Raw genomic sequence first — 24239 nt, forward strand, 5'->3', positions numbered from 1 at the left:
AAGATCAAGATCAAGATCAAAGGCAAGAGCGTTGGGGGCTTCGTGGGTGTGAGTTATGAAAGATTCAGAAAGTTAATGTATGAGCTCGCGTTATACCGGTTTTATATCAGGGGTATGCTGTTTGGCACAGTGCTCGCTGTTAAACACATCTCAATAAGCAGCAGCGTATCCCTAAGCAGCACGCACGCGCGTAGAAACGGTCTTGCCGGGACGCCAGACCGGCCCCGACAATGTGGGCCGCGAAGCTAAATCCTGCAGTCCCCATCTTCCCCCAACCATTCAATCGGGCTCAAGCACCGTGTCTCTGGCCTCGCCAAGCATCGCCGGATAATCCAACGTGTAATGCAACCCCCGGCTCTCCTTGCGCTGCATCGCCGAGCGAATCATCAACTCCGCCACCTGCGCCAGATTGCGCAACTCGATCAAATCCCGACTGACCTTGTAGTTGCTGTAGAACTCGTCGATTTCATCGAGCAACAACCGCACGCGATGCTGCGCCCGCTGCAACCGCTTGCTGGTTCGCACGATCCCCACGTAATCCCACATGAAGCGCCGTAGCTCATCCCAGTTATGCGCAATGATCACATCCTCGTCCGAGTCCGTGACCTGGCTGGCATCCCACCCAGGCAAGGCCATTGGCATGCCGACATTCTCGAGGTTCGCCTGGATGTCGGCCGCCGCAGCCCGACCGTAGACGAAGCACTCCAGCAGCGAGTTGCTGGCCATGCGATTGGCGCCATGCAGCCCCGTGAAGCTGGTTTCACCAATCGCATACAGCCCCGGTACATCCGTGTGCCCCCGGTCGTCCACCATGACGCCACCACAGGTGTAGTGCGCTGCCGGCACCACAGGTATCGGCTGGCGGGTGATGTCGATGCCAAAGCCCAGGCACCGCTCGTAAACGGTAGGGAAATGGTTCTTGATGAACTCGACAGGCTTGTGCGAGATGTCCAGGTAGACGCAGTCCACCCCCAGACGCTTCATTTCATGGTCGATCGCCCGCGCCACGATGTCGCGCGGGGCAAGCTCCTCGCGTGGGTCGAAGCGGGGCATGAAGCGCTCCCCGTTGGGCAGGCGAAGCAGGGCGCCTTCGCCACGCAAGGCCTCGGTGATCAAAAAGCTCTTGGCCTGCGGGTGATAAAGGCACGTAGGGTGGAACTGGTTGAACTCAAGGTTCGCGACCCTGCAGCCAGCCCGCCAGGCCATGGCGATACCATCGCCGCACGCGCCATCTGGGTTGCTGGTGTACAAGTACACTTTCGCCGCCCCACCCGTGGCCAACACCGTGAACCGCGCGCCGAACGTGTCCACTTGGCCCGTGTTGCGGTCCAGCACGTAGGCACCCAGGCAGCGCTCGCCGTCCAGGCCCAGGCGCCGCTCGGTGATCAGGTCCACCGCCACACGCTGCTCCAGCAGCTCGATGTTCGGGCGCTGCCTGGCCTGGGCCAGCAAGGTGTTGAAGATGGCCGCGCCCGTGGCGTCGGCGGCATGGATGATGCGCCGGTGGCTATGGCCGCCTTCACGTGTCAGGTGAAATTCGAAGCCTGCGTCGACCACGCCGTTGGGCTCATCCCGGGTAAACGGCACGCCTTGCTCGATCAGCCACTCGATGGCTTCGCGGCTGTGCTCCACGGTAAAGCGAACAGCGTCTTCGTGGCACAGGCCACCGCCGGCATTGAGGGTGTCCTCCACGTGGGACTGAATCGTATCGGCGCCGTCCAGTACGGCCGCTACGCCCCCTTGGGCCCAGTAGGTCGAACCGCTGGCCAGGTCACCCTTGCTCAGCACCGCAATGCGCAGATTCGCAGGCAGGTTCAGGGCCAGGCTCAGGCCCGCTGCGCCGCTGCCGATAACCAGGACATCATGTTGGAATTGTTGGCTCATGTCAGGACACTAGTAATCTTCGGAGGGGGCACGGCACAATAGTCATGCGTCGATGGCATTGTGAAACTATCGTTTAATGGCCGGGTGGCCTTTATAGCAGCCTCGGGTGGCCCTTTTCCATGCCGCTCGCCCGGTAACGGCAGGCATTGTGGGAACTTTCCAGCGTGGCTGGAAATCCTATGAAGGCTGCCCGCACGCCAACAATTTGCCGCGGCGACGCAGGGTGGTAGCTCGACATTGGGCTCACCTGCGTATTCGTAACCTGATTATCGACGTTGTCGGCTGCTGCCGTGCCGCGTCTTCCGTGCACGCCGCTCAAGGTCTGCAGGAAACTTGCTTGGAGGGGAGAACTTTTGCGCAAAGCCCGAGTCTATGGTTGCAAGCCTGAGCGATGGCTGCTGCAACGCTCCTTCGAGATCACCGAGGAGTGTTCATGCTAACCCAGGAAGAAGATCAGCAACTGGTCGAGCGCGTACAACGCGGCGACAGGCGAGCTTTCGATCTATTGGTGCTGAAGTACCAGCACAAGATTCTCGGGTTGATCGTGCGGTTTGTCCATGACACCCACGAAGCCCAGGACGTTGCACAAGAAGCGTTCATCAAGGCGTACCGTGCGCTTGGCAACTTCCGCGGTGACAGTGCGTTTTATACGTGGCTGTACCGCATCGCCATCAACACGGCGAAGAACTACCTGGTGTCCCGTGGAAGACGGCCGCCAGACAGCGATGTGAGCTCCGAGGATGCGGAGTTTTACGACGGCGATCATGGCCTCAAGGATCTTGAGTCTCCAGAGCGCTCCTTGTTGCGGGATGAGATCGAAGGCACTGTCCATCGCACCATTCAGCAACTGCCAGAAGACTTGCGTACGGCGCTGACCCTGCGAGAGTTCGATGGCCTGAGTTACGAAGACATTGCCAGCGTCATGCAATGTCCAGTGGGTACCGTGCGCTCTCGTATCTTCCGCGCTCGGGAGGCCATTGACAAAGCCTTGCAGCCTTTGCTGCAGGAAACCTGAGACAGCGGCTACAGCCAAGAGAGGAACCGCCATGAGTCGTGAAGCTTTGCAGGAATCGCTGTCCGCGGTAATGGATAACGAAGCGGACCAACTGGAATTGCGTCGGGTGTTGAATGCCGTCGACGATGCCGAAACCCGTGCTACCTGGTCCCGTTACCAGGTAGCCCGTGCAGCCATGCACAAGGAGCTGCTGCTGCCTAACCTGGACATCGCCTCGGCGGTATCCGCAGCGCTGGCCGATGAGGCCGTGCCTGCCAAGGCCAAGCAAGGCCCATGGCGCACCGTAAGCCGCGTGGCTGTTGCCGCGTCGGTGACCCTCGCCGTACTGGCAGGTGTGCGCCTGTACAACCAGGATGATATTACCGGTGCCCAGCTTGCGGCCCAGCAGCCTGTTCAGCAGGGTGTGACCGTGCCGCAGGCCCAAGGCCCTGCCGTGCTGGCCGGCTACAGCGAAAGCAGCGATCAGCCGACTGGCCCGATGGCCAACGGTGTTTTGCAGAACCAGGCTGGCTGGGACCAGCGTCTGCCAGGTTACCTGCGCCAACATGCCCAGGAGTCCGCTCTGAAGGGTTCTGAAACCGCACTGCCTTACGCTCGCGCCGCCAGCCTGGAAAACCGCTAATTAGGGAGGCTCATGCGCGCGCTACCTCTCCTGTCGCTGCTGCTCGGCAGCTGCATGACGGTGCCAGCGTTGGCAGCCAATTCTTCGCCCGAGGCGAACGAGTGGCTGAACAAGCTGGCACAGGCCGAGCAACGACAGAGCTACCTGGGCTCCTTCGTTTACGAACGTAACGGCAGCTTTTCAACCCACGATATCTGGCACCGTGTCCAAGAGGGCAAGGTCAGCGAGCGGCTGCTGCAGCTCGATGGCGTCGCCCAGGAAATCGTGCGCGTCGATGGCAAGGTACAATGCGTCAGTGGCGGGCTTGCCGAAGGTATTTCGGCGCCGCCCGATAGCGCGCCACGCCGCCTTGACCCCCTCAAACTCATGAGTTGGTACGACCTGTCCGTGTCCGGCAAGTCTCGCGTTGCAGGCCGGGACGCGGTGGTCGTGTCACTTTCACCGCGTGATCAGCACCGTTACGGTTACGAGCTGCATCTGGACCGTGCAACGGGCTTACCGCTGCGCTCGCTGATGCTTAACGAGAAAGGTCAACTGCTTGAGCGGTTCCAGATGACCCGGCTTGAAGCACGCATGCCTACCGACGAAGACCTGCGCCCCAGTTCGGCCTGCAAGCCCGTGGTGGCAGCGGCGCCTGCCGGTGGGGCTGTCTCTGGGTGGCGCTCCGATTGGCTACCGTCAGGGTTCGAAGTGGTCAATAGCGCCATCCGCCGCGAACCTGGGCAGGGCAGCCCGGTCAGCACCTTGATGTATGACGACGGTCTGGCGCGTTTCTCTGTCTTCATCGAGCCTGTGAAGGGCGAGGCTGGCGCTGATGTGCGTACCCAGTTGGGCCCGACATCGGCAGTATCGCGGCGCCTGAGTACGCCAAAGGGCCAGATGATGGTGACCGTCGTTGGCGAGATTCCGCTAGGCACGGCCGAACGCGTTGCCTTGTCGATGCGTCCTCAAGACGCTCAGGCGGGCCAGTGAGCAAAGGCTAATGGCGAGCGGTCCCGCTCAGGGCGTGGCTTTTTGAAATGAAATTAAAGCATTGTCATTTGCAATCTGACGGCAAATTTTCTATAGGTCAGGCTTCTGGGAGCCTGGCCATTGCTGCGTTGTGCAGGGTCGTTTCTTAATTACCGCTCGTTGTGACGGGAGCCGTATGTCAATACCTCGTTTGAAACCCTATCTATCGTTCTTCGCGGCCGTGCTGATGCTCGGGCAAGTGCTGACGGTCCAGGCTGAAGAAGCCCTGCCGGATTTCACGACGCTGGTCGAGCAAGCCTCGCCGGCGGTCGTCAACATCAGTACCAAGCAGAAGCTTCCGGACCGTCGCATCGCCGCAGGTCAAATGCCGGATCTCGAAGGCCTGCCGCCAATGTTCCGCGAATTCTTCGAGCGCAACCTTCCGCAGCAACCGCGTGCACCGCGTGGTGACCGTCAGCGTGAGGCGCAGTCACTGGGCTCGGGCTTCATCATCTCCAGCGACGGCTATGTACTGACCAATAACCATGTCATCGCCGATGCCGACGAAATCATCGTGCGCTTGTCCGACCGCAGCGAGTTGCAAGCCAAGCTGGTCGGTACCGACCCGCGCACCGACGTCGCACTGCTGAAGGTGGAGGGTAAGAACCTGCCTACCGTCAAGCTGGGGGATTCTGAAAAGCTCAAGGTCGGCGAATGGGTATTGGCCATCGGCTCGCCGTTCGGCTTTGACCATTCGGTGACCAAAGGTATCGTCAGCGCCAAGGGTCGCACCCTGCCCAACGACACCTATGTGCCGTTCATCCAGACCGACGTTGCGATCAACCCGGGCAACTCGGGTGGGCCGCTGTTCAACATGAACGGCGAGGTGGTGGGGATCAACTCGCAGATCTTCACGCGCTCCGGTGGCTTCATGGGCCTGTCGTTCGCGATCCCGATCGACGTGGCCATCGATGTCTCGAATCAGCTGAAGAAGGACGGCAAGGTCAGCCGTGGCTGGCTGGGCGTCGTCATCCAGGAGGTCAACAAGGACCTGGCTGAATCCTTCGGTCTGGACAAGCCTGCCGGTGCGCTGGTCGCTCAGGTGCTGGAAAACGGCCCGGCTGCCAAAGGGGGCCTGCAGGTCGGTGATGTCATCCTGAGCATGAATGGCCAGCCGATCGTCATGTCTGCCGACCTGCCGCATCTGGTAGGTGGCTTGAAGGATGGTGCCAAGGCCAAGCTGGACATCATTCGCAACGGCAAGCGCCAGACCCTTGATGTCAGTGTTGGCGCACTGCCAGATGACGATGCCGACATCGGCGCCGGTGCCGGCGACAGCAATGTCGAGCGCAGCAGCAATCGCCTGGGCGTTTCGGTGGCCGATCTTACTGCCGAGCAGAAGAAATCCCTGGAGCTCAAGGGCGGCGTGGTCATCAAGGAAGTGCAGGATGGTCCGGCCGCGCTGATCGGCCTGCGTCCGGGTGACGTCATCAGTCACCTGAACAACCAGGCCATCGGTTCGGCCAAGGAATTCACGCAAATCGCCAAGGAGCTGCCGAAGAACCGCTCCGTGTCCATGCGCGTGTTGCGCCAGGGGCGCGCCAGCTTCATCACCTTCAAGCTCGCCGAGTAAGCGCGGCGAATACGGGAGGAGGGCAGCGACAGCTGCCCTTTTTCATGTGCAGTGACATTTCAATGCCAAGCTGCAGGTGACGGCCGGGCAGAGGAATCTCCCACATCCTGGCAGCTTCAGGTACAATTGCCGGCTATTTTTCGGCGGGCGTCCGGCTCGCAGCCTTTTCCGAGTGTTGACCCGTGAGTGATTTGAGTCATATCCGCAATTTCTCCATCATCGCCCACATCGACCATGGCAAGTCGACGCTGGCCGACCGTTTCATTCAAATGTGCGGTGGCCTGACTGCGCGCGAAATGGAAGCCCAGGTGCTCGACTCCATGGACCTGGAGCGCGAACGCGGGATCACCATCAAGGCCCACAGCGTCACGCTCAACTACAAGGCCCAGGACGGCAAGGTCTACCAGCTCAACTTCATCGATACCCCCGGCCACGTCGACTTCACCTATGAAGTCTCGCGCTCGCTGGCGGCGTGCGAAGGGGCGTTGCTGGTGGTCGATGCCGGCCAGGGTGTCGAGGCCCAGTCCGTCGCCAACTGCTACACGGCCATCGAGCAAGGCCTGGAAGTCATGCCGGTTCTGAACAAGATGGACCTGCCACAGGCCGATCCCGATCGCGTCAAGGACGAAATCGAGAAGATCATCGGCATCGATGCCACTGATGCCGTGGCCTGCAGTGCCAAGAGCGGCATGGGGGTGGACGAGGTGCTCGAACGCCTGGTGCACACCATTCCCGCACCGACCGGCGATATCGACGCGCCACTGCAAGCCCTGATCATCGACTCCTGGTTCGACAACTACCTGGGCGTGGTCTCGCTGGTGCGCGTGCGCCATGGTCGCGTCAAGAAAGGCGACAAGATCCTGGTCAAGTCCACCGGCAAGCTGCACCTGGTCGACAGCGTGGGCGTCTTCACGCCCAAGCACACCCAAACCGCCGACCTCAAAGCCGGCGAAGTGGGCTTCATCATCGCCAGCATCAAGGACATCCACGGTGCCCCGGTCGGCGATACCCTGACCCTGTCTTCCACCCCGGAAGTCGAAGTGCTGCCTGGGTTCAAGAAGATCCAGCCGCAGGTATACGCCGGTCTGTTCCCGGTCAGTTCCGATGACTTCGAAGACTTCCGCGATGCCTTGCAGAAGCTGACGCTCAACGATTCGTCCCTGCAATACATGCCCGAAAGCTCCGACGCCCTGGGCTTTGGCTTCCGCTGCGGGTTCCTGGGCATGCTGCACATGGAGATCATCCAGGAGCGCCTGGAGCGCGAGTACGACCTGGACCTGATCACCACCGCGCCCAGCGTGATCTACGAGCTGGAACTCAAGACCGGTGAAACCATCGTCGTCGACAACCCGTCGAAGCTCCCAGACGTCTCGTCGGTCACCGACTTCCGCGAGCCCATCGTGACCGCGACCATCCTGGTGCCACAAGAACACCTGGGCAACGTGATCACCTTGTGTATCGAGAAGCGTGGCGTTCAGCGCGACATGCAGTTCCTGGGCAGCCAGGTGCAAGTGCGTTACGACATGCCGATGAACGAAGTGGTACTGGACTTCTTCGACCGCTTGAAGTCCACCAGCCGTGGCTATGCTTCGCTGGACTATCACTTCGATCGTTACCAGTCGGCCAACCTGGTCAAGCTGGACGTGTTGATCAACGGTGACAAGGTCGATGCCCTGGCATTGATCGTGCACCGCGACAACGCTGCGTACAAAGGCCGCGCGTTGACCGAGAAGATGAAGGAACTGATCCCGCGGCAGATGTTCGATGTGGCGATCCAGGCAGCCATTGGTGGCCAGATCATCGCGCGTACCACTGTCAAGGCGCTCAGAAAGAACGTACTGGCCAAATGTTATGGCGGCGACGTCAGCCGTAAGAAGAAGCTGCTTGAGAAGCAGAAGGCCGGTAAGAAACGCATGAAACAGGTGGGCAACGTGGAAATTCCACAAGAAGCCTTCCTCGCCGTGCTCAGGTTGGATAGTTAGGTCCTATGTCGCTAAATTTCCCGCTGTTGCTCGTCATTGCCGTGTTCGTGTGCGGTCTGTTGGGCCTGATCGACCTTCTGTTCCTGGCGCCGCGCCGACGTGCGGCGATCGCCACTTACCAGGGCAGTGTCAGCCAGCCGGAACCGGCGGTGGTCGAGCGCCTGAACAAGGAACCCTTGCTGGTCGAATACGGCAAGTCGTTCTTCCCGGTGCTGTTCATCGTGCTGGTGCTGCGCTCGTTCCTGGTCGAACCGTTCCAGATTCCGTCGGGGTCGATGAAACCCACGCTGGAAGTGGGTGACTTCATCCTGGTGAACAAGTTCTCCTATGGCATCCGCTTGCCGGTGATCGACAAGAAGGTCATCGAGGTGGGCGACCCACAGCGCGGCGATGTGATGGTGTTCCGCTACCCCAGCGACCCGAACGTCAACTACATCAAGCGGGTCGTCGGCTTGCCCGGTGACCAGATTCGCTACACCAACGACAAGCAGTTGTTCGTCAATGGTCAGCGGGTCGCCGAGCAACTGGTAGGTACCGAGCCTGGGACGCTGGGCAGCGCTCAGCTTTACAAGGAGAAGCTCGGTGCTGCCGAGCACCTGATCCGCAAGGAGATGAGCCGTTACCGTATGCCGCCGGACCAGCAATGGACGGTGCCAGCCGGCCATTACTTCATGATGGGCGACAACCGCGACAACTCCAACGACAGCCGCTACTGGGATGACCCCAACATTCCCAAGGAACTGCACGGCATGGTTCCGGACCGCAACATCGTTGGCAAGGCTTTCGCAGTATGGATGAGCTGGCCTGAGCCAAAACTCAGCCACCTGCCCAACTTGTCGCGGGTCGGACTGATCCATTGATACCCTTCGGCGCTGTCCATACAGCGCCGAATGCTTTTCTGACATAGGCTGTGTCTCAAGGATGGGAGATTCGCCGCCCAGCGTGCGGTGACCATGGCCAAACCGTCTTTCAGGATGCTGATTTGAACAACGCGTTTAACAACGATCGGGTGGCCGCATGACTGCTTCCCTTACCCGCCTGGAGCGAAAGCTCGGTTACACCTTCAAGGACCAGGACCAGATGCTCCTGGCCCTGACCCACCGCAGCTATGCCGGGCGCAATAACGAGCGTCTGGAGTTCCTCGGTGACGCCATTCTCAACTTCGTCGCCGGCGAGGCGCTGTTCGAGCGCTTCCCCCAGGCCCGTGAAGGGCAGCTGTCACGGCTGCGTGCCCGCCTGGTCAAAGGTGAGACCCTGGCCCGTCTGGCCCGAGGGTTCGACCTGGGCGAATACCTGCGCCTGGGTTCGGGCGAGCTCAAAAGCGGGGGCTTTCGCCGCGAGTCCATTCTGGCCGATGCGCTGGAGGCCTTGATCGGGGCCATCTACCTGGACGCCGACATGGACACGGCCCGCGAGCGCGTGCTCGCCTGGCTGGCCAACGAGTTCGAAGGGCTGACCCTGGTCGATACCAACAAGGATCCTAAAACCCGCCTGCAGGAGTTCCTGCAATCGCGCAGCTGCGAGCTGCCGCGTTACGAAGTGGTGGATATCCAGGGCGAACCTCACTGCCGTACGTTCTTCGTCGAATGCGAAGTCGTGCTGCTGAACAACAAGAGCCGTGGTCAGGGTGTCAGCCGGCGTATCGCCGAGCAGGTAGCCGCTGCGTCCGCATTGATCGCCCTGGGCGTGGAGAATGGCAATGACTGAGAACACCACTACCCGTTGCGGCTACGTCGCTATCGTCGGTCGCCCGAACGTCGGCAAGTCGACCCTGTTGAACCACATCCTTGGCCAGAAACTGGCCATTACCTCGCGCAAGCCGCAGACCACGCGTCACAACATGCTCGGCATCAAGACCGAGGGCCCGGTGCAGGCCATCTATGTCGATACCCCCGGCATGCACAAGGCCAACGACAAGGCCCTGAACCGCTACATGAATCGCAACGCCTCGGCCGCCTTGAAGGACGTCGACGTGGTGATCTTCGTAGTGGACCGCACCCGGTGGACGGATGAGGACCAATTGGTGCTCGAGCGCGTTCAGTACGTGACCGGCCCGGTGATCCTGGCGGTGAACAAGACTGACCGCATGGATGAAAAGGCCGAGCTCATTCCGCACCTTCAGTGGCTGCAAGGCCAGCTGCCCAACGCCGAGATCGTGCCCATTTCCGCGCAGCAGGGCCACAACCTCGAATCGCTCGAAGCGCTGATCGCCAAGCACCTGCCGGAAAACGAGCATTTCTTCCCGGAAGACCAGATCACCGATCGCAGCAGCCGCTTTCTGGCTGCCGAGCTGGTGCGTGAAAAGATCATGCGTCAGCTGGGCGCCGAGCTGCCTTACCAGATCACGGTGGAGATCGAGGAGTTCAAGCAGCAGGGGCATGTGTTGCATATCCATGCGCTGATCCTGGTCGAACGCGACGGGCAGAAGAAAATCATCATCGGCGACAAGGGTGAGCGCATCAAGCGCATCGGTTCCGATGCGCGCAAGGACATGGAAGTGCTGTTTGACGCCAAGGTCATGCTCAACCTCTGGGTCAAGGTCAAAGGCGGCTGGTCCGATGACGAGCGCGCCCTGCGCTCGCTGGGCTACGGCGACCTCTAAGGCTTACGCAGCCTGATGCGAGAGCGCCCCGGTCGGGGCGTTCTCGACAACGTCTGCCTCACGCGGGCTGGTGAATTTCATGGAACAACCTGTCGGTCAGCCAGCCTATGTGCTGCACAGCCGCGCCTACAAGGAAACCAGCGCGCTGGTGGACTTCTTCACCCCCCAGGGGCGCGTACGTGCCGTATTGCGCCGCGCGCGGGGCAAGGGTGGCAGCCTGGTGCGCCCCTTCGTGCCACTGGAGCTTGAGCTGCGCGGGCGAGGGGAGCTGAAAAACGTTGGCAGGCTGGAAACGGTCGGCATGGCACCCTGGCTGCACGGGGACGCTGTGTTCAGCGGTTTGTACCTCAATGAGTTGCTGATGCGCCTGCTCCCGGCAGAGGCACCTTCGCCTGGGTTGTTTGATCACTATGCGCAAACCCTGCAAGCTCTTCTGGCCGGCCGTCCGCTCGAGCCGCTGTTGCGGGCCTTTGAATGGCGGCTGCTCGATGAGCTGGGTTACGCCTTCTCGCTGCACATGGATGTCAACGAGCAGCCCATTGCCGCCGAGGGGCGGTACCGCCTGCGCGTGGACGCTGGGCTGGAGCGGGTCGAACTGCCCCAGCCTGGGCTGTTCGGTGGCACCGAGTTGCTGGCCTTGGCCGAGGCAGACTGGGAAACGCCAGGTGCTTTGCTGGCGGCCAAGCGCTTGATGCGCCAGGCCCTGGCCGTTCATCTGGGTGGCAAGCCGCTGGTCAGCCGCGAACTGTTTCGCAAGCGCTGATCACGACGTATGCTGTAGGGCTCAATCCAAGGAGAGCCTTTCGTGACCCACAGCAACCGCATGCTTCTCGGCGTCAACATCGACCATGTGGCCACCCTGCGCCAGGCCCGGGGTACGCGTTACCCAGACCCTGTCAAGGCGGCGCTGGATGCTGAAGAGGCGGGTGCCGACGGCATCACCGTGCACCTGCGCGAGGATCGCCGCCACATCCAGGAGCGCGACGTGTTGCTGCTCAAGGATGTATTGCAGACGCGCATGAACTTCGAAATGGGCGTCACCGAAGAGATGATGGCCTTTGCCGAAAAGATCCGCCCGGCGCACATCTGCCTGGTGCCTGAAACCCGTCAGGAACTCACCACCGAGGGTGGGTTGGATGTGGCAGGCCAGGAAGCGCGAATCAAAGCGGCGGTCGAGCGCCTGTCGCGGATCGGCGCAGAGGTGTCGTTGTTCATCGATGCCGACGAGCGCCAGATCGAGGCCTCGCACCGGGTAGGCGCGCCGGCCATCGAGCTGCACACCGGCCGTTATGCCGACGCGCAATCACCTACCGAAGTGGCTGAAGAGCTCAAGCGCATTGTCGATGGCGTGGCGTTTGGCATCGGCCAAGGCTTGATCGTCAATGCCGGCCATGGCCTGCACTACCACAACGTTGAGGCCGTGGCGGCCATCAAGGGCATCAACGAACTGAACATCGGCCACGCGCTGGTCGCCCACGCATTGTTCGTGGGCTTCAAGGCCGCCGTATCAGAAATGAAGGCGTTGATTCTCGCGGCCTCGCGTTGAGCCAACGGCTATTTGCGCGCCACCAGCGTGGCGCGACGCGGGGCAGGCAAGCCCTCGATGGTTTTGCCTGAATCGCTGGGGTCGAGGAAATCACTGAGCGACTGATAGCGCATCCATTCGGTGCTGCGCTGTTCTTCCAGGCTCGTGACACTGACATCCACGCAGCGAACATCACTGAACCCAGCCCGGCGCAGCCAGCGCTCCAGGGCTGGGACCGAGGGCAGGAACCACACGTTGCGCATCTGCGCGTAACGGTCCTCGGGCACCAGCACCTGTTGCACGTCGCCTTCGATCACCAGTGTTTCCAAAACCAGTTCGCCGCCCTTGACCAGGCAGTGCTTGAGCGCCAGCAGGTGCTCGATAGGCGAGCGACGGTGATAGAACACCCCCATCGAAAACACAGTGTCGAAGCCCTCGAGGCTGGCAGGCAGGTCTTCCAGCGCAAAAGGAAGGTGCCAGGCCGGCAGGTTCGGCAAGTACCGTTGTACCGCCTGGAACTGACAGAAGAACAACCAGTTCGGGTCGACCCCGATGACCATGTCGGCGCCAGCGCCCAGCATGCGCCACTGGTAATAGCCATTACCGCAGCCAACGTCCAGTACCCGCTTGCCCTTGAGGTCCAGGTGCGGCGCAACGCGAGCCCATTTCCAGTCCGAGCGCCATTCGGTATCGACGTGCACGCCAAACAGATCGAAGGGGCCTTTGCGCCAGGGCGACAGCCCCATCAATGCCTGGCGCATTTGCACGCGGCTGGCATCATCGCAGTCGCAGTCCAGACGCAGTCCGTTTACCAGGTCGATTTCGCTCGGCTGCAGGGCCGGTAGCGCGTGCAGCGCACCACGCCAGCGGTCCAGGTCGCCATGACCTTTTTCCAGCTTGGCATCGAGTTGCGCCTGCAGGCCTTGCGACCATTCAGCCAGGGGGGTGCCCGCCAGACGGCGCGCCAGAGGGGAAAGATCGATCATGGTAGGGCTATCAACGAGGCAAAGTTAAGGCATTGGAACCAGGGCACCACCGTCGAGAACCCTGCATCGAGCAAGCGCTGGCGGTGGGTTTCCAGGGTGTCAGGCTTCATCACGTTGTCGATGGCGCTGCGCTTCTGGGCAATTTCCAGTTCGCTGTAGCCGTTGGCGCGTTTGAAGTCCAGGTGCAGGTCGTTGAGCAGCGCCTGCGCTGTGGCGTCGGCAAAGCACAGCTTTTCCGAAAGGATCAGGGCACCGCCGGGCAGCAGTGACTGGCGGATGCGGGTCAACAGCGCCAGTCGCTGCGGCGGTGCGATGAACTGCAGGGTGAAGTTCATCGCCACCACCGAGGCCGGTTCGAACGCCAGGTTGAGGATGTCCGCTTCCAGCACCTCGACAGGCAACAATTCCTGGAACATCGAGTCCTGGGCTGCGAGGTATTCGCGGCAGCGCTCGACCATGGCGGCGGAATTGTCCACGGCGATTACGCGGCAACCTTCCCCGCGCACGTGCCGGCGCAAAGCCTGCGTAACCGCACCGAGCGAGGCGCCCAGGTCATACAACGCCGTGCCGGGCATGGCGAAGCGTGCGGCCAGTACGCCCACATTCTCGACAATCGTGGGATAGCCCGGCACGGAGCGCTTGATCATGTCCGGGAACACGCGCACCACGTCCTCGTTGAAAACGAAGTCGGGTACCTGCGCCAACGGTTGGGCGAAAAGACGATCGGGATCTGTGGTCACGGCGGGCTCAAGGCTGGGTGAAACGGGGCGCGCATTTTATCGAATGGCGGGTGATCTTGCCATGCCAGCGTGGCGCCGATTGGCCTGGATCCTGCGTATGTACGGCAGATTCGCCCACGTACATCAACGCAAAGCGTCAGCGCACGACGACATTGCAATCGAAGGTTTGCACTGGCGTCACCTGCCTGGCCCAAGGCTGTTGATATACCAGCTTCAAGGCGGCCTTGCCGCTTTGATCGGCCTGATAACGCCACGTCGAGAGGCCTTCGCTGCCGACCACATCCTCCTGATCGGGCGCGCTGTAGACCTCGGGCCCGAGGCTGACGAGCACAGGCGTAGCGGCGGCTTCCACGCGCCAGCGGTAGCCAGTGGAAGGGTTGCTGGGAAGGGTCAGGTTCAACACCTGCCCTTTTTCCAGGTAGATCGGGCACTCACTGTCAGCATCCAGGGTGACAGGCTCGGGCCCGTGCTGGGCGCAGGCGGTTAGCAGAGTCAGCCCCAACGGGGCAAGCAGGCGTGAGGTGGACATAGGGGCTCCACGGGTTGTCGAGTGCCCGAGGATAACCGATTAAGCGGCACGGTAGTCATACCGAGGGAAGGATGAACCAGGGGGCTGCAGCACAGCCCCTGCTCCTGTACTTCAGAAAAGCACTTTGGCGACGTCGGCAAAGCGTTTGGCGAAATGCACCGTCAACCCTTCACGCAGGTAGTCGGGCAGTTCCTCGAAATCGCCGCGATTAGGCTCGGGCAGGATCAACTCGTGGATCTTCTGCCGGCGCGCCGCGATGACCTTTTCACGCACCCCACCAATGGGCAGCACCTGCCCGGTCAAGGTCAGCTCGCCGGTCATGGCCACACCTTTCTTCGGTGCCTGATCCCGTGCCAAGGACAGCAGCGCGCTGGCCATGGTAATGCCGGCACTCGGACCGTCCTTGGGGGTAGCACCCTCGGGTACATGCAGGTGAATGAACGCTTCGTTGAAGAAGGCCGGGTCGCCGCCAAACTGCTTGAGGTTAGAACTGACATAGCTGTACGCGATTTCAGCCGATTCCTTCATGACATCGCCGAGCTTGCCGGTCAGCTTGAAACCGCGGTTGAGCGTGTGAATGCGCGTCGCTTCGATTGGCAGTGTGGCACCGCCCATGCTGGTCCAGGCAAGGCCCGTGATCACACCTTTGCCCGCCAGCACCTGCTCACTGCGGAACACCGGTATGCCCAATGCGCCTTCCAGATCCTTTGGTCCGATTTTGAGCTTGGCGGTGGGGTCTTCAAGCAGCTTCACCACGGCCTTGCGCACCAACTTGCCCAACTGTTTTTCCAGCTGTCGTACGCCGGCTTCCCGGGCATAGCCTTCGATCACCAGGCGCAAGGCGCTGTCGGTGATACTCAGGCTGCTTTTGGCCACACCCGCCTTGGCCAGTTGCTTGGGCCAGAGATGGCGTTTAGCGATGGCCAGTTTTTCTTCGGTGATGTACCCGGAGAGGCGGATGACCTCCATGCGGTCGAGCAGTGGACCGGGGATGGAATCCAAGGTATTGGCGGTGCAGACGAACAGCACCTTGGACAGGTCCAGGCGCAGGTCCAGATAGTGATCGAGGAAGTCGACGTTCTGCTCGGGGTCCAGGGTTTCCAGCAGCGCCGAGGCCGGGTCGCCTTGGTAGCTTTGCCCCATCTTGTCGATTTCGTCGAGCATGATGACCGGGTTCATCACTTCGACATCCTTCAGGGCTTGCACCAGCTTGCCTGGCTGGGCCCCGATGTAGGTGCGGCGATGCCCCTTGATTTCGGCTTCGTCGCGCATGCCGCCCACGCTGAAGCGATAGAATGGGCGGCCCAACGATTCGGCGATGGACTTGCCAACGCTGGTCTTGCCCACCCCTGGCGGGCCCACCAGCAACACGATCGAGCCACTGATCTCGCCTTTCCATGCCCCAACGGCCAGAAACTCGAGGATACGTTCCTTGATATCGTCCAGCCCCGCATGATGCTGGTCGAGCAGCTTGCGGGCGTGCTTGAGGTCGAGCTTGTCGTCCCCGTAGATACCCCAGGGCAGGGCTGTTGCCCACTCCAGGTAGTTTCGGGTCACGGCGTATTCGGGTGAGCCTGTCTCCAGGATCGCCAACTTGCCCATCTCCTCGTCGATGCGCTTGCGTGCCTGGTCCGGCAGGGTCTTGCCTTCGAGCCGTTGTTCGAACTGCTCGAGGTCCGCGCTGCGATCATCCTTGGTCAACCCCAGTTCCTGCTGGATGACCTTCAGTTGCTCCTTGAGGAAGAATTCGCGCTGATGCTCGCCAATCTGCCGGTTCACCTCGGCGGAAATTTCATTTTGCAGGCGAGCGACTTCAACTTCCTTGCGCAGCATGGGCAGCACTTTTTCCATGCGCTTGAGCATGGGCACGCAGTCGAGCACCTCTTGAAGCTGGCTGCCGGTCGCCGAGGTCAACGCGGCGGCGAAGTCGGTCAGCGGGGAGGGGTCGTTGGGGCTGAAGCGGTTGAGGTAATTCTTCAACTCTTCGCTGTACAGCGGGTTGAGGGGCAGCAGCTCCTTGATGGCGTTGATCAGGGCCATGCCATAGGCTTTGACCTCGTCGGTCGGGTCGGCCGGTTGGCGCGGGTAGTCGACTTCAACCAGATAGGGCGGGCGATGGTGCTTGAGCCAGGTTCGAATACGTACCCGCGTCAGGCCCTGGGCCACGAACTGCAACTTGCCGTTTTCCCGGCTGGCATGGTGCACCTTGACCAGGGTGCCGTACTCCGGAAGGGCCTTGGTGTCGAAATGGCGGTGGTCTTCAGGCGGCGTGTCCATGAAGAACAGCGCCAGGCAGTGGTCGGGAGACTTGGCCACCAAGTCCAGCGTCTCGGCCCACGGCTCTTCGTTGACGATGACCGGCAGCACCTGCGCCGGAAAGAACGGGCGGTTGTGAATGGGGATCACATAGACCTTGTCCGGCAGCTGTTGTCCAGGCAGGGCCAAGGCATGGCCGGTTATCGGCTGGCTACTGGTATGTTCGACTTCGTTGGAATCGTCGGCGTGTTCAGGGTAATCCTGCTGGTCGCTCATGGGGCACCTGCGTGAATGACTATGGTGCTTAGATGGGGCAAGGCAGGAAGGGTTTCAAGCCGCTGCCGGGCAGTGGCGTGCGCGCATGAAAAAGCGGAGCCTGCAAGGCTCCGCTTTTGGTGACACCGTGCCGGTTACTCGGCGAGTTTGTAGGCGATGATGTAGTCGCCCATCTTGGTGCCCAGCGAGCCGTGGCCACCGGCCACGATCAGCACGTACTGCTTGCCGTCCTTGCCGGTATAGGTCATTGGCGTGGCCTGGCCGCCTGCTGGCAGGCGGGCTTTCCACAATTCCTTGCCGTTGTTGACGTCATAGGCGCGCAGGTACTGGTCCAGCGTACCGCTCAGGAAGCCTACGCCGCCGGCGGTGACGATCGAGCCGCCCATGCTGGGTACCCCAACCGGCAGGCCGATTGGGACCGGCGTGCTGTCGCGGGTAGTGCCGTTCTTGTGCTTCCAGACCACCTTGTTGGTGAACAGGTCGATGGCGGCCACATAGCCCCAGGCAGGCGCCTGGCACGGCACGCCCAGCGGCGACATGAACGGGTGCATGGTGACGGCATAGGGTGCACCGGTGTTCGGTTGCACGCCGCTGGTCTCGCTCTCGCGCTTGCTACCGTCCGCAACCTGCTCACGGGGGATCATCTTGGAGACGAACGCCATGTAGTTGGGCGATGTGAACAGCAGTTGACGTACCGGGTCGACCGAGACGCTGCCCCAGTTGAACACACCCACGTTGCCTGGGTAGATCAGCGAACCCTGCTCCGATGGCGGGGTGTACTGGCCTTCGTAGCGCAGCTCGCGGAACTGGATGCGGCACAGCATCTGGTCGAACGGCGTGGCGCCCCACATGGCCTGTTCGGTCAGCTCAGGGCCGAGCAGGTTGAGGTCCGAACGGGCCTGGGTCGGCGAGGTGTGATCGCCCTTGACCGCGCCTTGCGGGGTCGGGATTTCACGGATCGGCACGATCGGCGTACCGTCACGACGGTCCAGCACGTACAGGCTGCCCTGTTTGGTCGGCACGATGACCGCAGGCTTGACGCCATCGTCGGTCTTCAGGGAGACCAAGGTAGGCTGGCTGCCCACGTCCATGTCCCATAGGTCATGGTGGGTGAACTGGTAGTTCCAGCGGGCCTTGCCGGTCGCCAGGTCCAGGGCGACGACACCGGCGCTGTATTTCTCGGCGCCTGGCGTGCGGTCAGCACCCCATTGGTCCGGCGTCTGGTTGCCCAGTGGCAGGTAGATCATGCCCAGGTCTTCGTCGACGCTGGCAATCGACCACATGTTGGCCGAGTTGCGGCTGTACATCTTGCCCGGTGCCAGTGGCGCGGTGTCGTCCGGGTTGTTGCTGTCCCAGTTCCACACCAGGCGGCCGTCGTGTACGTCGTATGCGCGGATCACGCCAGACGGCTCGCTGGTCGATTCGTTGTCGGTCACGTGACCGCCAATGATCACCAGATCGCGCGTGATGGCCACAGGCGATGTGGAGTAGTAGCCACCTGGCGTAAATGGCCCAAGGCCGGTGGTCAGGTCGACACTGCCCTGGTTGGCAAAGCCTTCGCAGACCTTGCCATTGTCGGCATTGATGGCGATCAGGCGCGCGTCGGCAGTTGGCAGATAAAGACGGCGCGGGCAGGCCTGAGCCACGGCCTTGCCAGCATCGCTGATGGTCGGCGCAGGGCTGCCGTCACGGCTTACGTAGCGGTTTTCGTCATAGTACGAAACGCCACGGCACGTCATGTGGGCGAAACCCTTGAAGGTGCCCACCGGGCTCTTGATCTGCGGGTCATAACGCCAGATTTCAGCACCGGTGTCCGGGTCCAAGGCCAGCACGCGGCTGTGGGCGGTGCAGGCATAGAGCATGCCGTTGGCTTTGAGCGGCGTGTTTTCGTTGGTCAGTTCCACCGGGTCGTTGTCACTGGGCAAGTCGCCGGTGCGGATACGCCAGGCCTCTTCAAGGCGGTAGGCGTTTTGCGCGGTGATCTGGCGCAGCGGCGAGTAACGGTCGCCGTGCTCGGTGCGGCCGTAGGCATGCCACTCGCCGTCGGGCATGGCCGGGGCGGTGCTGGCCATTTCGCTGGTGTCGCGACCCAGTTCGCCATACACCTCACCGGGGTGGGTGAACTGACTGGCGACGGCGCAGGCACCCGATGCCACCACGGCAACGGTGAGCAGGGCCGTGTTGGCTTTGCTGGCTGGCCCGATCAACGGACGGCGCGACCAAGGCAGCAACAGCACTACACCGATGGCGAACCAGATGGCCAGACGCGGTACCAGTTGCCACCAGTCCAGGCCCACTTCGAGCAGTGCCCAGACCGTGCTGCCCAGCAACACGACGGCGTAGACACCCAGGCCGATGCGGCGCTGGGCCAGCAGGAGGGCGCCAGACACGGCAAACCCGATGCCGGCGATCAGGTAATACAGCGACCCGCCCAGCTGACTGAGCTTGATGCCACCGGCCAGCAGTGCCAGCCCCATCAACAACAGCAGGACGCCGATCAGGCGGGGTAGCCAGCGGCTTCCCTTGTTGGCACCTTCAGTGCTCATCGCATGTTCTCCGTTTGATATGTGTTTTTAGAAAGTGCTCTGGATTTTCAAGCCGCCGACCAGGGCGTTGTCGACCTGCGACACGCCGCCGGGGTGGCGGATGTATTGCAGGTTCGGTCGCACCGTGAGCCAGTCGGCCAGGTGAATGCCGTAGTACAGCTCGGCGCTGTATTCGGTGTCCTGTACTGGCAGGAAGCCAGGGTTGTCATAGTCGTAAAGCCCCGCGGCCTGGTTGGCCAGCCGGGCATTCTTGCGATAGGCCGGGTTGACATGCACACGGGCGACTGCAAGGCCGATGTCGTCCTTGGCCCGACTGTCGAACGGCCCTTTGAATACCAGTCCAGCCTGCACATAGTTGTCGATGGCATTGGTTTTCTTGTCATGCATCGTGGCGTTGGCGAATACGCTCAAGCCACGCGAGGCGTCCGATGCCAGCGCAGTCACCTGCTGCTGAGCGCCCAGCCACACGCCGTGCTTGCTTGAGCTGCTGCGGTAGGCGGCACCGCTGATCGCTGCCGACTGCCCGTCGCTGTCCTTGAGTACATCGCTTGCCTTGGCATTACTGTAGTAGTACCCGGCGCGATATTCCCCTTTCATGCCTTTGATACGCGGGCTCCACACCAGTTCGATTGGCATCACCGCGCCTTGGGTGCCGCTGCCGCTGAGCTTGAAGCCGTTGCCCGACTCCAGGTTGGACGGGTTCTGCTCGAACACGCCAACCTGCGCGAAGAGGCTGTCGCTGAGGTTGTAGCGCACGCGCAGGGCCCACTGGCTGACGGGCCAGTTGTACCAGATGCCACCTACCCAGTTGCCCACCTGAGAGCCACAGAAGGCCAGGTTTTGGAAGTCGCAGGGGAAGCTGTTGAAGTCTTCACCTTCGCCAAAGCGGCCAAACTTGACGTCCAGCGCGCCGTCGAAATATTTCTGCTTGACCCACAGCTGCGTCAGGCGCCAGGTCTGACCGCGGCCCCACACTTCCTGCGCCGAGGTGAAGCCACCGACGCGGGGGTCATTGATGCGGTCGTTGCTGATGTTCTGGCCATGGCGCTCGGTGACCGTGAGCTGGAACTCGGCGTCGCGCCAGCCGAAGATCTTTTCCAGGTCCATGTGGCTGCCGAAGGTGAACTGGTCACTGTAGCGGGCCGTGCGGTTGTGGTCGTACCCACCGCGCAGGTTGCTGCCCATTTCGCCTGTGTAGCCCAAGGTGAAGTCATAACCTTGGTCGAGCAAGGCGGTACGGTGCCCGGCCCAATCACCGAACATCCAGGGAGAGTCACTGGCAAACGGCTCGTTAGCGTAGGCTGCGTTGGCCATGGCCGCTAGGGCGAAGCCGAGGTAGCAGGATTTTGGCAGTTGAAGCATGAGGTAGCGCTGTCTTCTGATTGTTGGAAAAACGGCAAGCGCATCGACAGGCAGGCCCTGGCAATGGGTTGACGAAGGGGGTAAATGGGTGAAGCGATTCAGCTTGGGGCGGGGAGGATATAGGGTAAAGCGTGGGAAAAAAAGACAAAATGTCGCAGTGCATTGTTACCCTTTGGGTAACAGTGCACTTAAATGGGGCGCGTGGCGCCCCATGTTACCCGTCGTGGCAGGCGGGCTACCTCAGAAGGTAGTGCGCAGGCCGACTTCCACGCTACGCCCCGGGGCCGGTGCGATATCACGCAGGATCGAGCTGGCATAACGCACCGTCTGATCCGTCAGGTTCTCACCCCGCACGAACGCCAGCCACTGGCTGTGGCCCACGTCGAACCGATAGCCCACGCTGGCGCCCAGGGTGGTATACCCATCGGTGCGGGTTTCATTGGCCGGTTTGCGGTGTTGAGCGGCGGCATGCTCAACGTCCACTCGCGCCTGCCAGCGGTCGAGCTCCCAGACCAGGCCGCTGTTCAGGCGCAGCGGGGCGATTCGTGGCAGGGGCTCGCCGGAATCGAGGTTCTTGGCCCTGGTGTAGTCACCCGACAATTCGAGCGCAAAGCTGCCATAGCGGTTCTGCGCCAGCTGCCACCGGTCTTGCGCCTCGATGCCGTAGAACCGGGCCCGAACACCTTGGTACTGGTATTCGGGAATGCCGTCGTGGTCATGGTCGTGGTCATGATCTTCGCCTTCATGATCATGATCGTGACCTTCGCGCAGGTTGCCGGTGCCGATCAGGCCGATATAGTTGCGAAAATGGCTGTAGAAAACGCCCACGCTGCCTTTGTGCGTGCCGTTGTCAAAGCGCAGTGCCAGATCGCCCGAAACTGCCTTTTCCTTGTTCAGGCTGGCATCGCCCACTTCATAGGCGCCGGTAGCCACATGTGCGCCGTTGGCATAGAGCTCATAGAAGGTCGGCGCCCGCTCGGTGTAGCCCAGGTTGGCGGCGAGCGACCAGATCGGGTCCAGTTGGTACACGGCACCTGACGACAGACTGAAGGCGTTGAAGCTGCTGGCGCTGTCGGCGTCTGCGAACTGCGCGTTGCCCTTGCCGTCCGGGTCGACGCGGGTGTGCTCCATCCGTGCCCCGAGGCTCAAATCCAGCCGGTCAGTGGCGTGCCATTGCTCCAGCAGGAACAGTGCAAAGCTGTCGGTATCGGTATGCGGCACGAACGCTTCTTCGCCCAGCGCTGAGAATTCGTTCCGGCTGACCTGCGCTCCCAGCACCCCTTCCACGGGACCCAAGGGTTGGTGGCGGGCCTCGACACGGGCTTCATAGCCCTTGTTCTTGAACGTGGTATGAACTTCGCCTTCTTCGATCTCACGATGTTGGTAATCGGTATACCCGGCATCGAGCTTCACCGAGCTGAACGGGCCGTCCAGGTCGCGAAACTGCGAGGCGAAGGCATAGTGGTCCTGCTCCATGTCCAGCCGAACGCCGGGCTCAGCCACCGAACCGTAGTTGCTGTCATAACGGCTGTAGGACAGGCCGGCATAACCGTGGTCCCAGTGGTAGGCACCGCCCAGTGCGCCGCCGTCCTGGCGGCCGTCGCTGTTTTCCAGGCGATGCTTGCTGCCGGGTGCATCGGCATCGCGGACCTGGGCGCTGCGTGCAAAGCCTGGGATGCGCAAATCATTGTACTGACGGGCGTTGGCATCCACGTGCAGGGCGAAGGCACCGTTGCCGGCCTCCAGCTTGCCGGCACTGCTGCGTGTGGTGTCGGCGCCACCGTAGCGCAGCTCGCCGGCGCCCTGGATGCCGTCGATAGGGGTATCGGGAATGCGGTTGTCGAACGTGTTCACCACGCCGCCAATGGCGTTGCCGCCATAGAGCAGGGCAGCGGGGCCCCGGACGATTTCGATGCGTTCGACAGTGACGGGGTCAAGGGGCACGGCGTGGTCGTAGGACAACGACGAGGCATCCAGCGCGCCGACGCCATTGCGCAGCAGGCGGATGCGATCCCCGTCCAGGCCTCGAATGATTGGGCGGCTCGCCCCTGGCCCGAACCAGGTGGAGGCCACACCTGGCTGTCGGTTCAGGGTTTCCCCCAGGCTGCTGTGCTGTTGTTGCAGCAGGTCAGTGCCTTCCAGCACCGTGCTGGGGCTGGCCAACTGGGCGCTGCCCAGCGGGTTGGCAGTGATGACCTGAGGCGAGAGTTCAACCCCCTGGCTGTTTGAGGTAACCATGCAAAGTGCTAGTGCGAGGGGAGAAAGGCGAAGCGGTGAGTGCACCATGAGCGGTAGCGGTCCTTGGCAGAGATGTTTATTGTTACAATATAACATCTCTATTTCAGCATAGCCTTGCCGCACGCCGCCAGCCTTATTTGTCCCGTGCAGGGTGCGCGACGATGCCTGCACTGGTGTAAGGTGCGCATCTTTGTACCGGAGCCTTGGCATGAGCACTGCCCAACACAACGCGCTGCACGGCAAGACCCTCGAGCAGATCCTGACCGAGCTGGTCGCCCACTATCAATGGCAGGGGCTGGCCGAACGCATCGATGTGCGCTGCTTCAAGAGCAACCCGACGGTCAAGTCGAGCCTTACCTTCCTGCGCAAGACCCCGTGGGCCCGCGAGAAGGTCGAGCAGCTGTACATCAAGCTGCAGCGCCAGGCCTGACATGCAGCGTCACCCGTGGTTGAGCACCATGGCCATGCTGGGCTGGCTAGGCCTGAGCGTGCAGGTATACCTGGTGCTCTGGGGGCGATGGCAGGAGCAGGCGAGCCTGATAGGTGGACTGATCAACGTGTTCGGCTACTTCACGGTGCTGACCAATACGCTGGTGGCCACTGTCCTGAGCTATGCCGCATTTGGCCGGGAAGGGGCGAGCAGGCGCTTTTTCCTGTCTCCTGTGGTCAGCTCGGCGGTGGCGGCGAGCATCGTGCTGGTGGCGCTGGCGTATAGCCTGTTGTTGCGCCATCTGTGGCAACCCGAGGGTTGGCAATGGCTGGCAGACGAGCTGTTGCATGACGTCATGCCAGCGCTTTACGCCTTGTACTGGTGGTTCGAGGTGCCCAAGGGCCGATTGCGGCTGCACCACCTGGGGCTATGGGCGTTCTATCCTGCCGCCTATTTCGCCTATGCGTTGTGGCGTGGCAGTGAGATTGGCGTCTACGCCTATCCCTTCATCGATGTTGCCACCCTGGGGTATGCCCAGGTGATGATCAATGCGCTGGGTGTGCTGGCAGGGTTCTGGGCAATCGCCGGGGTGCTGCTCATGCTTGACAGGTGGAGAGCGGGATGAGGCAGGGCGTGCCGTCAATCAGGCAAATCAGGCAGCC

20 protein-coding genes are annotated in these 24239 nt (G+C 61.7%); 12 read left to right on the top strand and 8 right to left on the bottom strand.

The window, feature by feature from the left end; translation table 11 throughout:
• Nucleotides 1-279: 279 nt before the first annotated feature.
• Nucleotides 280-1884, bottom strand: a complete 1605-nt coding sequence (nadB, locus tag B2S33_RS10330) for an L-aspartate oxidase (RefSeq protein ID WP_110607312.1) — start codon at nucleotides 1882-1884, stop codon at nucleotides 280-282.
• A 433-nt stretch (nucleotides 1885-2317) separates the two neighbouring features.
• Here nadB and rpoE point away from each other — a divergent pair, with 433 nt between their 5' ends.
• The 10 genes from rpoE (at nucleotide 2318) to pdxJ (ending at nucleotide 12235) form a co-directional block, all read left to right on the top strand.
• The gene (gene rpoE / locus B2S33_RS10335; protein ID WP_003252049.1) at nucleotides 2318-2899 is read left to right on the top strand and encodes an RNA polymerase sigma factor RpoE; all 582 of its coding nucleotides are present in this window, start codon (nucleotides 2318-2320) and stop codon (nucleotides 2897-2899) included.
• Nucleotides 2900-2930: 31 nt separating this feature from the next.
• Nucleotides 2931-3521, top strand: a complete 591-nt coding sequence (locus B2S33_RS10340; RefSeq protein WP_023535291.1) for a sigma-E factor negative regulatory protein — start codon at nucleotides 2931-2933, stop codon at nucleotides 3519-3521.
• A 12-nt stretch (nucleotides 3522-3533) separates the two neighbouring features.
• Nucleotides 3534-4493 carry a MucB/RseB C-terminal domain-containing protein gene (locus tag B2S33_RS10345; protein ID WP_110607313.1) on the top strand — a complete coding sequence of 320 codons (960 nt, stop codon included), beginning with the start codon at nucleotides 3534-3536 and terminating at the stop codon, nucleotides 4491-4493.
• Between the two features lie 226 nt (nucleotides 4494-4719).
• Nucleotides 4720-6105 carry a DegQ family serine endoprotease gene (locus tag B2S33_RS10350; RefSeq protein ID WP_371259679.1) on the top strand — a complete coding sequence of 462 codons (1386 nt, stop codon included), beginning with the start codon at nucleotides 4720-4722 and terminating at the stop codon, nucleotides 6103-6105.
• Nucleotides 6106-6287: 182 nt separating this feature from the next.
• Complete coding sequence (gene lepA / locus B2S33_RS10355) at nucleotides 6288-8087, top strand: translation elongation factor 4 (RefSeq protein WP_023535281.1); 1800 nt, start codon at nucleotides 6288-6290, stop codon at nucleotides 8085-8087.
• 5 nt (nucleotides 8088-8092) lie between these two features.
• Nucleotides 8093-8947 (top strand): signal peptidase I, encoded by an 855-nt coding sequence (gene lepB, locus B2S33_RS10360; protein WP_023535203.1) that lies wholly within the window; start codon nucleotides 8093-8095, stop codon nucleotides 8945-8947.
• Nucleotides 8948-9104: 157 nt separating this feature from the next.
• Nucleotides 9105-9794: a ribonuclease III gene (rnc, locus tag B2S33_RS10365; RefSeq protein ID WP_023535270.1), complete on the top strand. Its 690-nt coding sequence runs from the start codon at nucleotides 9105-9107 to the stop codon at nucleotides 9792-9794.
• Nucleotides 9787-10689 carry a GTPase Era gene (gene era / locus B2S33_RS10370; protein ID WP_023535257.1) on the top strand — a complete coding sequence of 301 codons (903 nt, stop codon included), beginning with the start codon at nucleotides 9787-9789 and terminating at the stop codon, nucleotides 10687-10689. The genes rnc and era overlap by 8 nt, the downstream gene beginning before the upstream one ends.
• Before the next feature lie 79 nt (nucleotides 10690-10768).
• Complete coding sequence (recO, locus tag B2S33_RS10375; RefSeq protein ID WP_088523555.1) at nucleotides 10769-11452, top strand: DNA repair protein RecO; 684 nt, start codon at nucleotides 10769-10771, stop codon at nucleotides 11450-11452.
• A 60-nt stretch (nucleotides 11453-11512) separates the two neighbouring features.
• Nucleotides 11513-12235 (top strand): pyridoxine 5'-phosphate synthase, encoded by a 723-nt coding sequence (pdxJ, locus tag B2S33_RS10380; RefSeq protein ID WP_219857981.1) that lies wholly within the window; start codon nucleotides 11513-11515, stop codon nucleotides 12233-12235.
• An 8-nt stretch (nucleotides 12236-12243) separates the two neighbouring features.
• Here pdxJ and cmoB read toward each other — a convergent pair whose 3' ends face one another.
• The 7 genes from cmoB to B2S33_RS10415 form a co-directional block, all read right to left on the bottom strand.
• Nucleotides 12244-13200 carry a tRNA 5-methoxyuridine(34)/uridine 5-oxyacetic acid(34) synthase CmoB gene (cmoB, locus tag B2S33_RS10385; RefSeq protein WP_288502945.1) on the bottom strand — a complete coding sequence of 319 codons (957 nt, stop codon included), beginning with the start codon at nucleotides 13198-13200 and terminating at the stop codon, nucleotides 12244-12246.
• On the bottom strand, nucleotides 13197-13940 hold the full coding sequence (gene cmoA, locus B2S33_RS10390) for a carboxy-S-adenosyl-L-methionine synthase CmoA (protein WP_027915377.1): 744 nt from the start codon (nucleotides 13938-13940) through the stop codon (nucleotides 13197-13199). The genes cmoB and cmoA overlap by 4 nt, the downstream gene beginning before the upstream one ends.
• Nucleotides 13941-14076: 136 nt before the next feature.
• Entirely contained in the window at nucleotides 14077-14469 is a 393-nt protein-coding gene (locus B2S33_RS10395; RefSeq protein ID WP_059183281.1) for a protease inhibitor I42 family protein, read from the bottom strand.
• A gap of 111 nt (nucleotides 14470-14580) precedes the next feature.
• Entirely contained in the window at nucleotides 14581-17001 is a 2421-nt protein-coding gene (gene lon, locus B2S33_RS10400; protein WP_027915375.1) for an endopeptidase La, read from the bottom strand.
• A gap of 134 nt (nucleotides 17002-17135) precedes the next feature.
• Complete coding sequence (locus B2S33_RS10405) at nucleotides 17136-19547, bottom strand: glucose/quinate/shikimate family membrane-bound PQQ-dependent dehydrogenase (protein WP_028687583.1); 2412 nt, start codon at nucleotides 19545-19547, stop codon at nucleotides 17136-17138.
• A gap of 27 nt (nucleotides 19548-19574) precedes the next feature.
• Nucleotides 19575-20909, bottom strand: coding sequence for a carbohydrate porin (locus tag B2S33_RS10410; RefSeq protein WP_028687584.1), 1335 nt, complete (start codon nucleotides 20907-20909; stop codon nucleotides 19575-19577).
• Between the two features lie 240 nt (nucleotides 20910-21149).
• Nucleotides 21150-23195, bottom strand: a complete 2046-nt coding sequence (locus tag B2S33_RS10415; protein WP_088523550.1) for a TonB-dependent receptor — start codon at nucleotides 23193-23195, stop codon at nucleotides 21150-21152.
• A gap of 160 nt (nucleotides 23196-23355) precedes the next feature.
• Between B2S33_RS10415 and B2S33_RS10420 the strand changes: the two genes are divergently transcribed.
• Both B2S33_RS10420 and B2S33_RS10425 read left to right on the top strand, forming a co-directional pair.
• The gene (locus B2S33_RS10420) at nucleotides 23356-23577 is read left to right on the top strand and encodes a VF530 family DNA-binding protein (RefSeq protein WP_027915371.1); all 222 of its coding nucleotides are present in this window, start codon (nucleotides 23356-23358) and stop codon (nucleotides 23575-23577) included.
• Nucleotide 23578: 1 nt separating this feature from the next.
• Nucleotides 23579-24202, top strand: a complete 624-nt coding sequence (locus B2S33_RS10425; RefSeq protein WP_027915370.1) for a Pr6Pr family membrane protein — start codon at nucleotides 23579-23581, stop codon at nucleotides 24200-24202.
• Nucleotides 24203-24239 lie beyond the last annotated feature (37 nt).

The sequence above is a fragment of the Pseudomonas sp. UBA5568 genome (genome assembly GCF_002425525.1).
In the GTDB taxonomy this organism is placed as follows: Bacteria; Pseudomonadota; Gammaproteobacteria; order Pseudomonadales; family Pseudomonadaceae; genus Aquipseudomonas; species Aquipseudomonas fulva.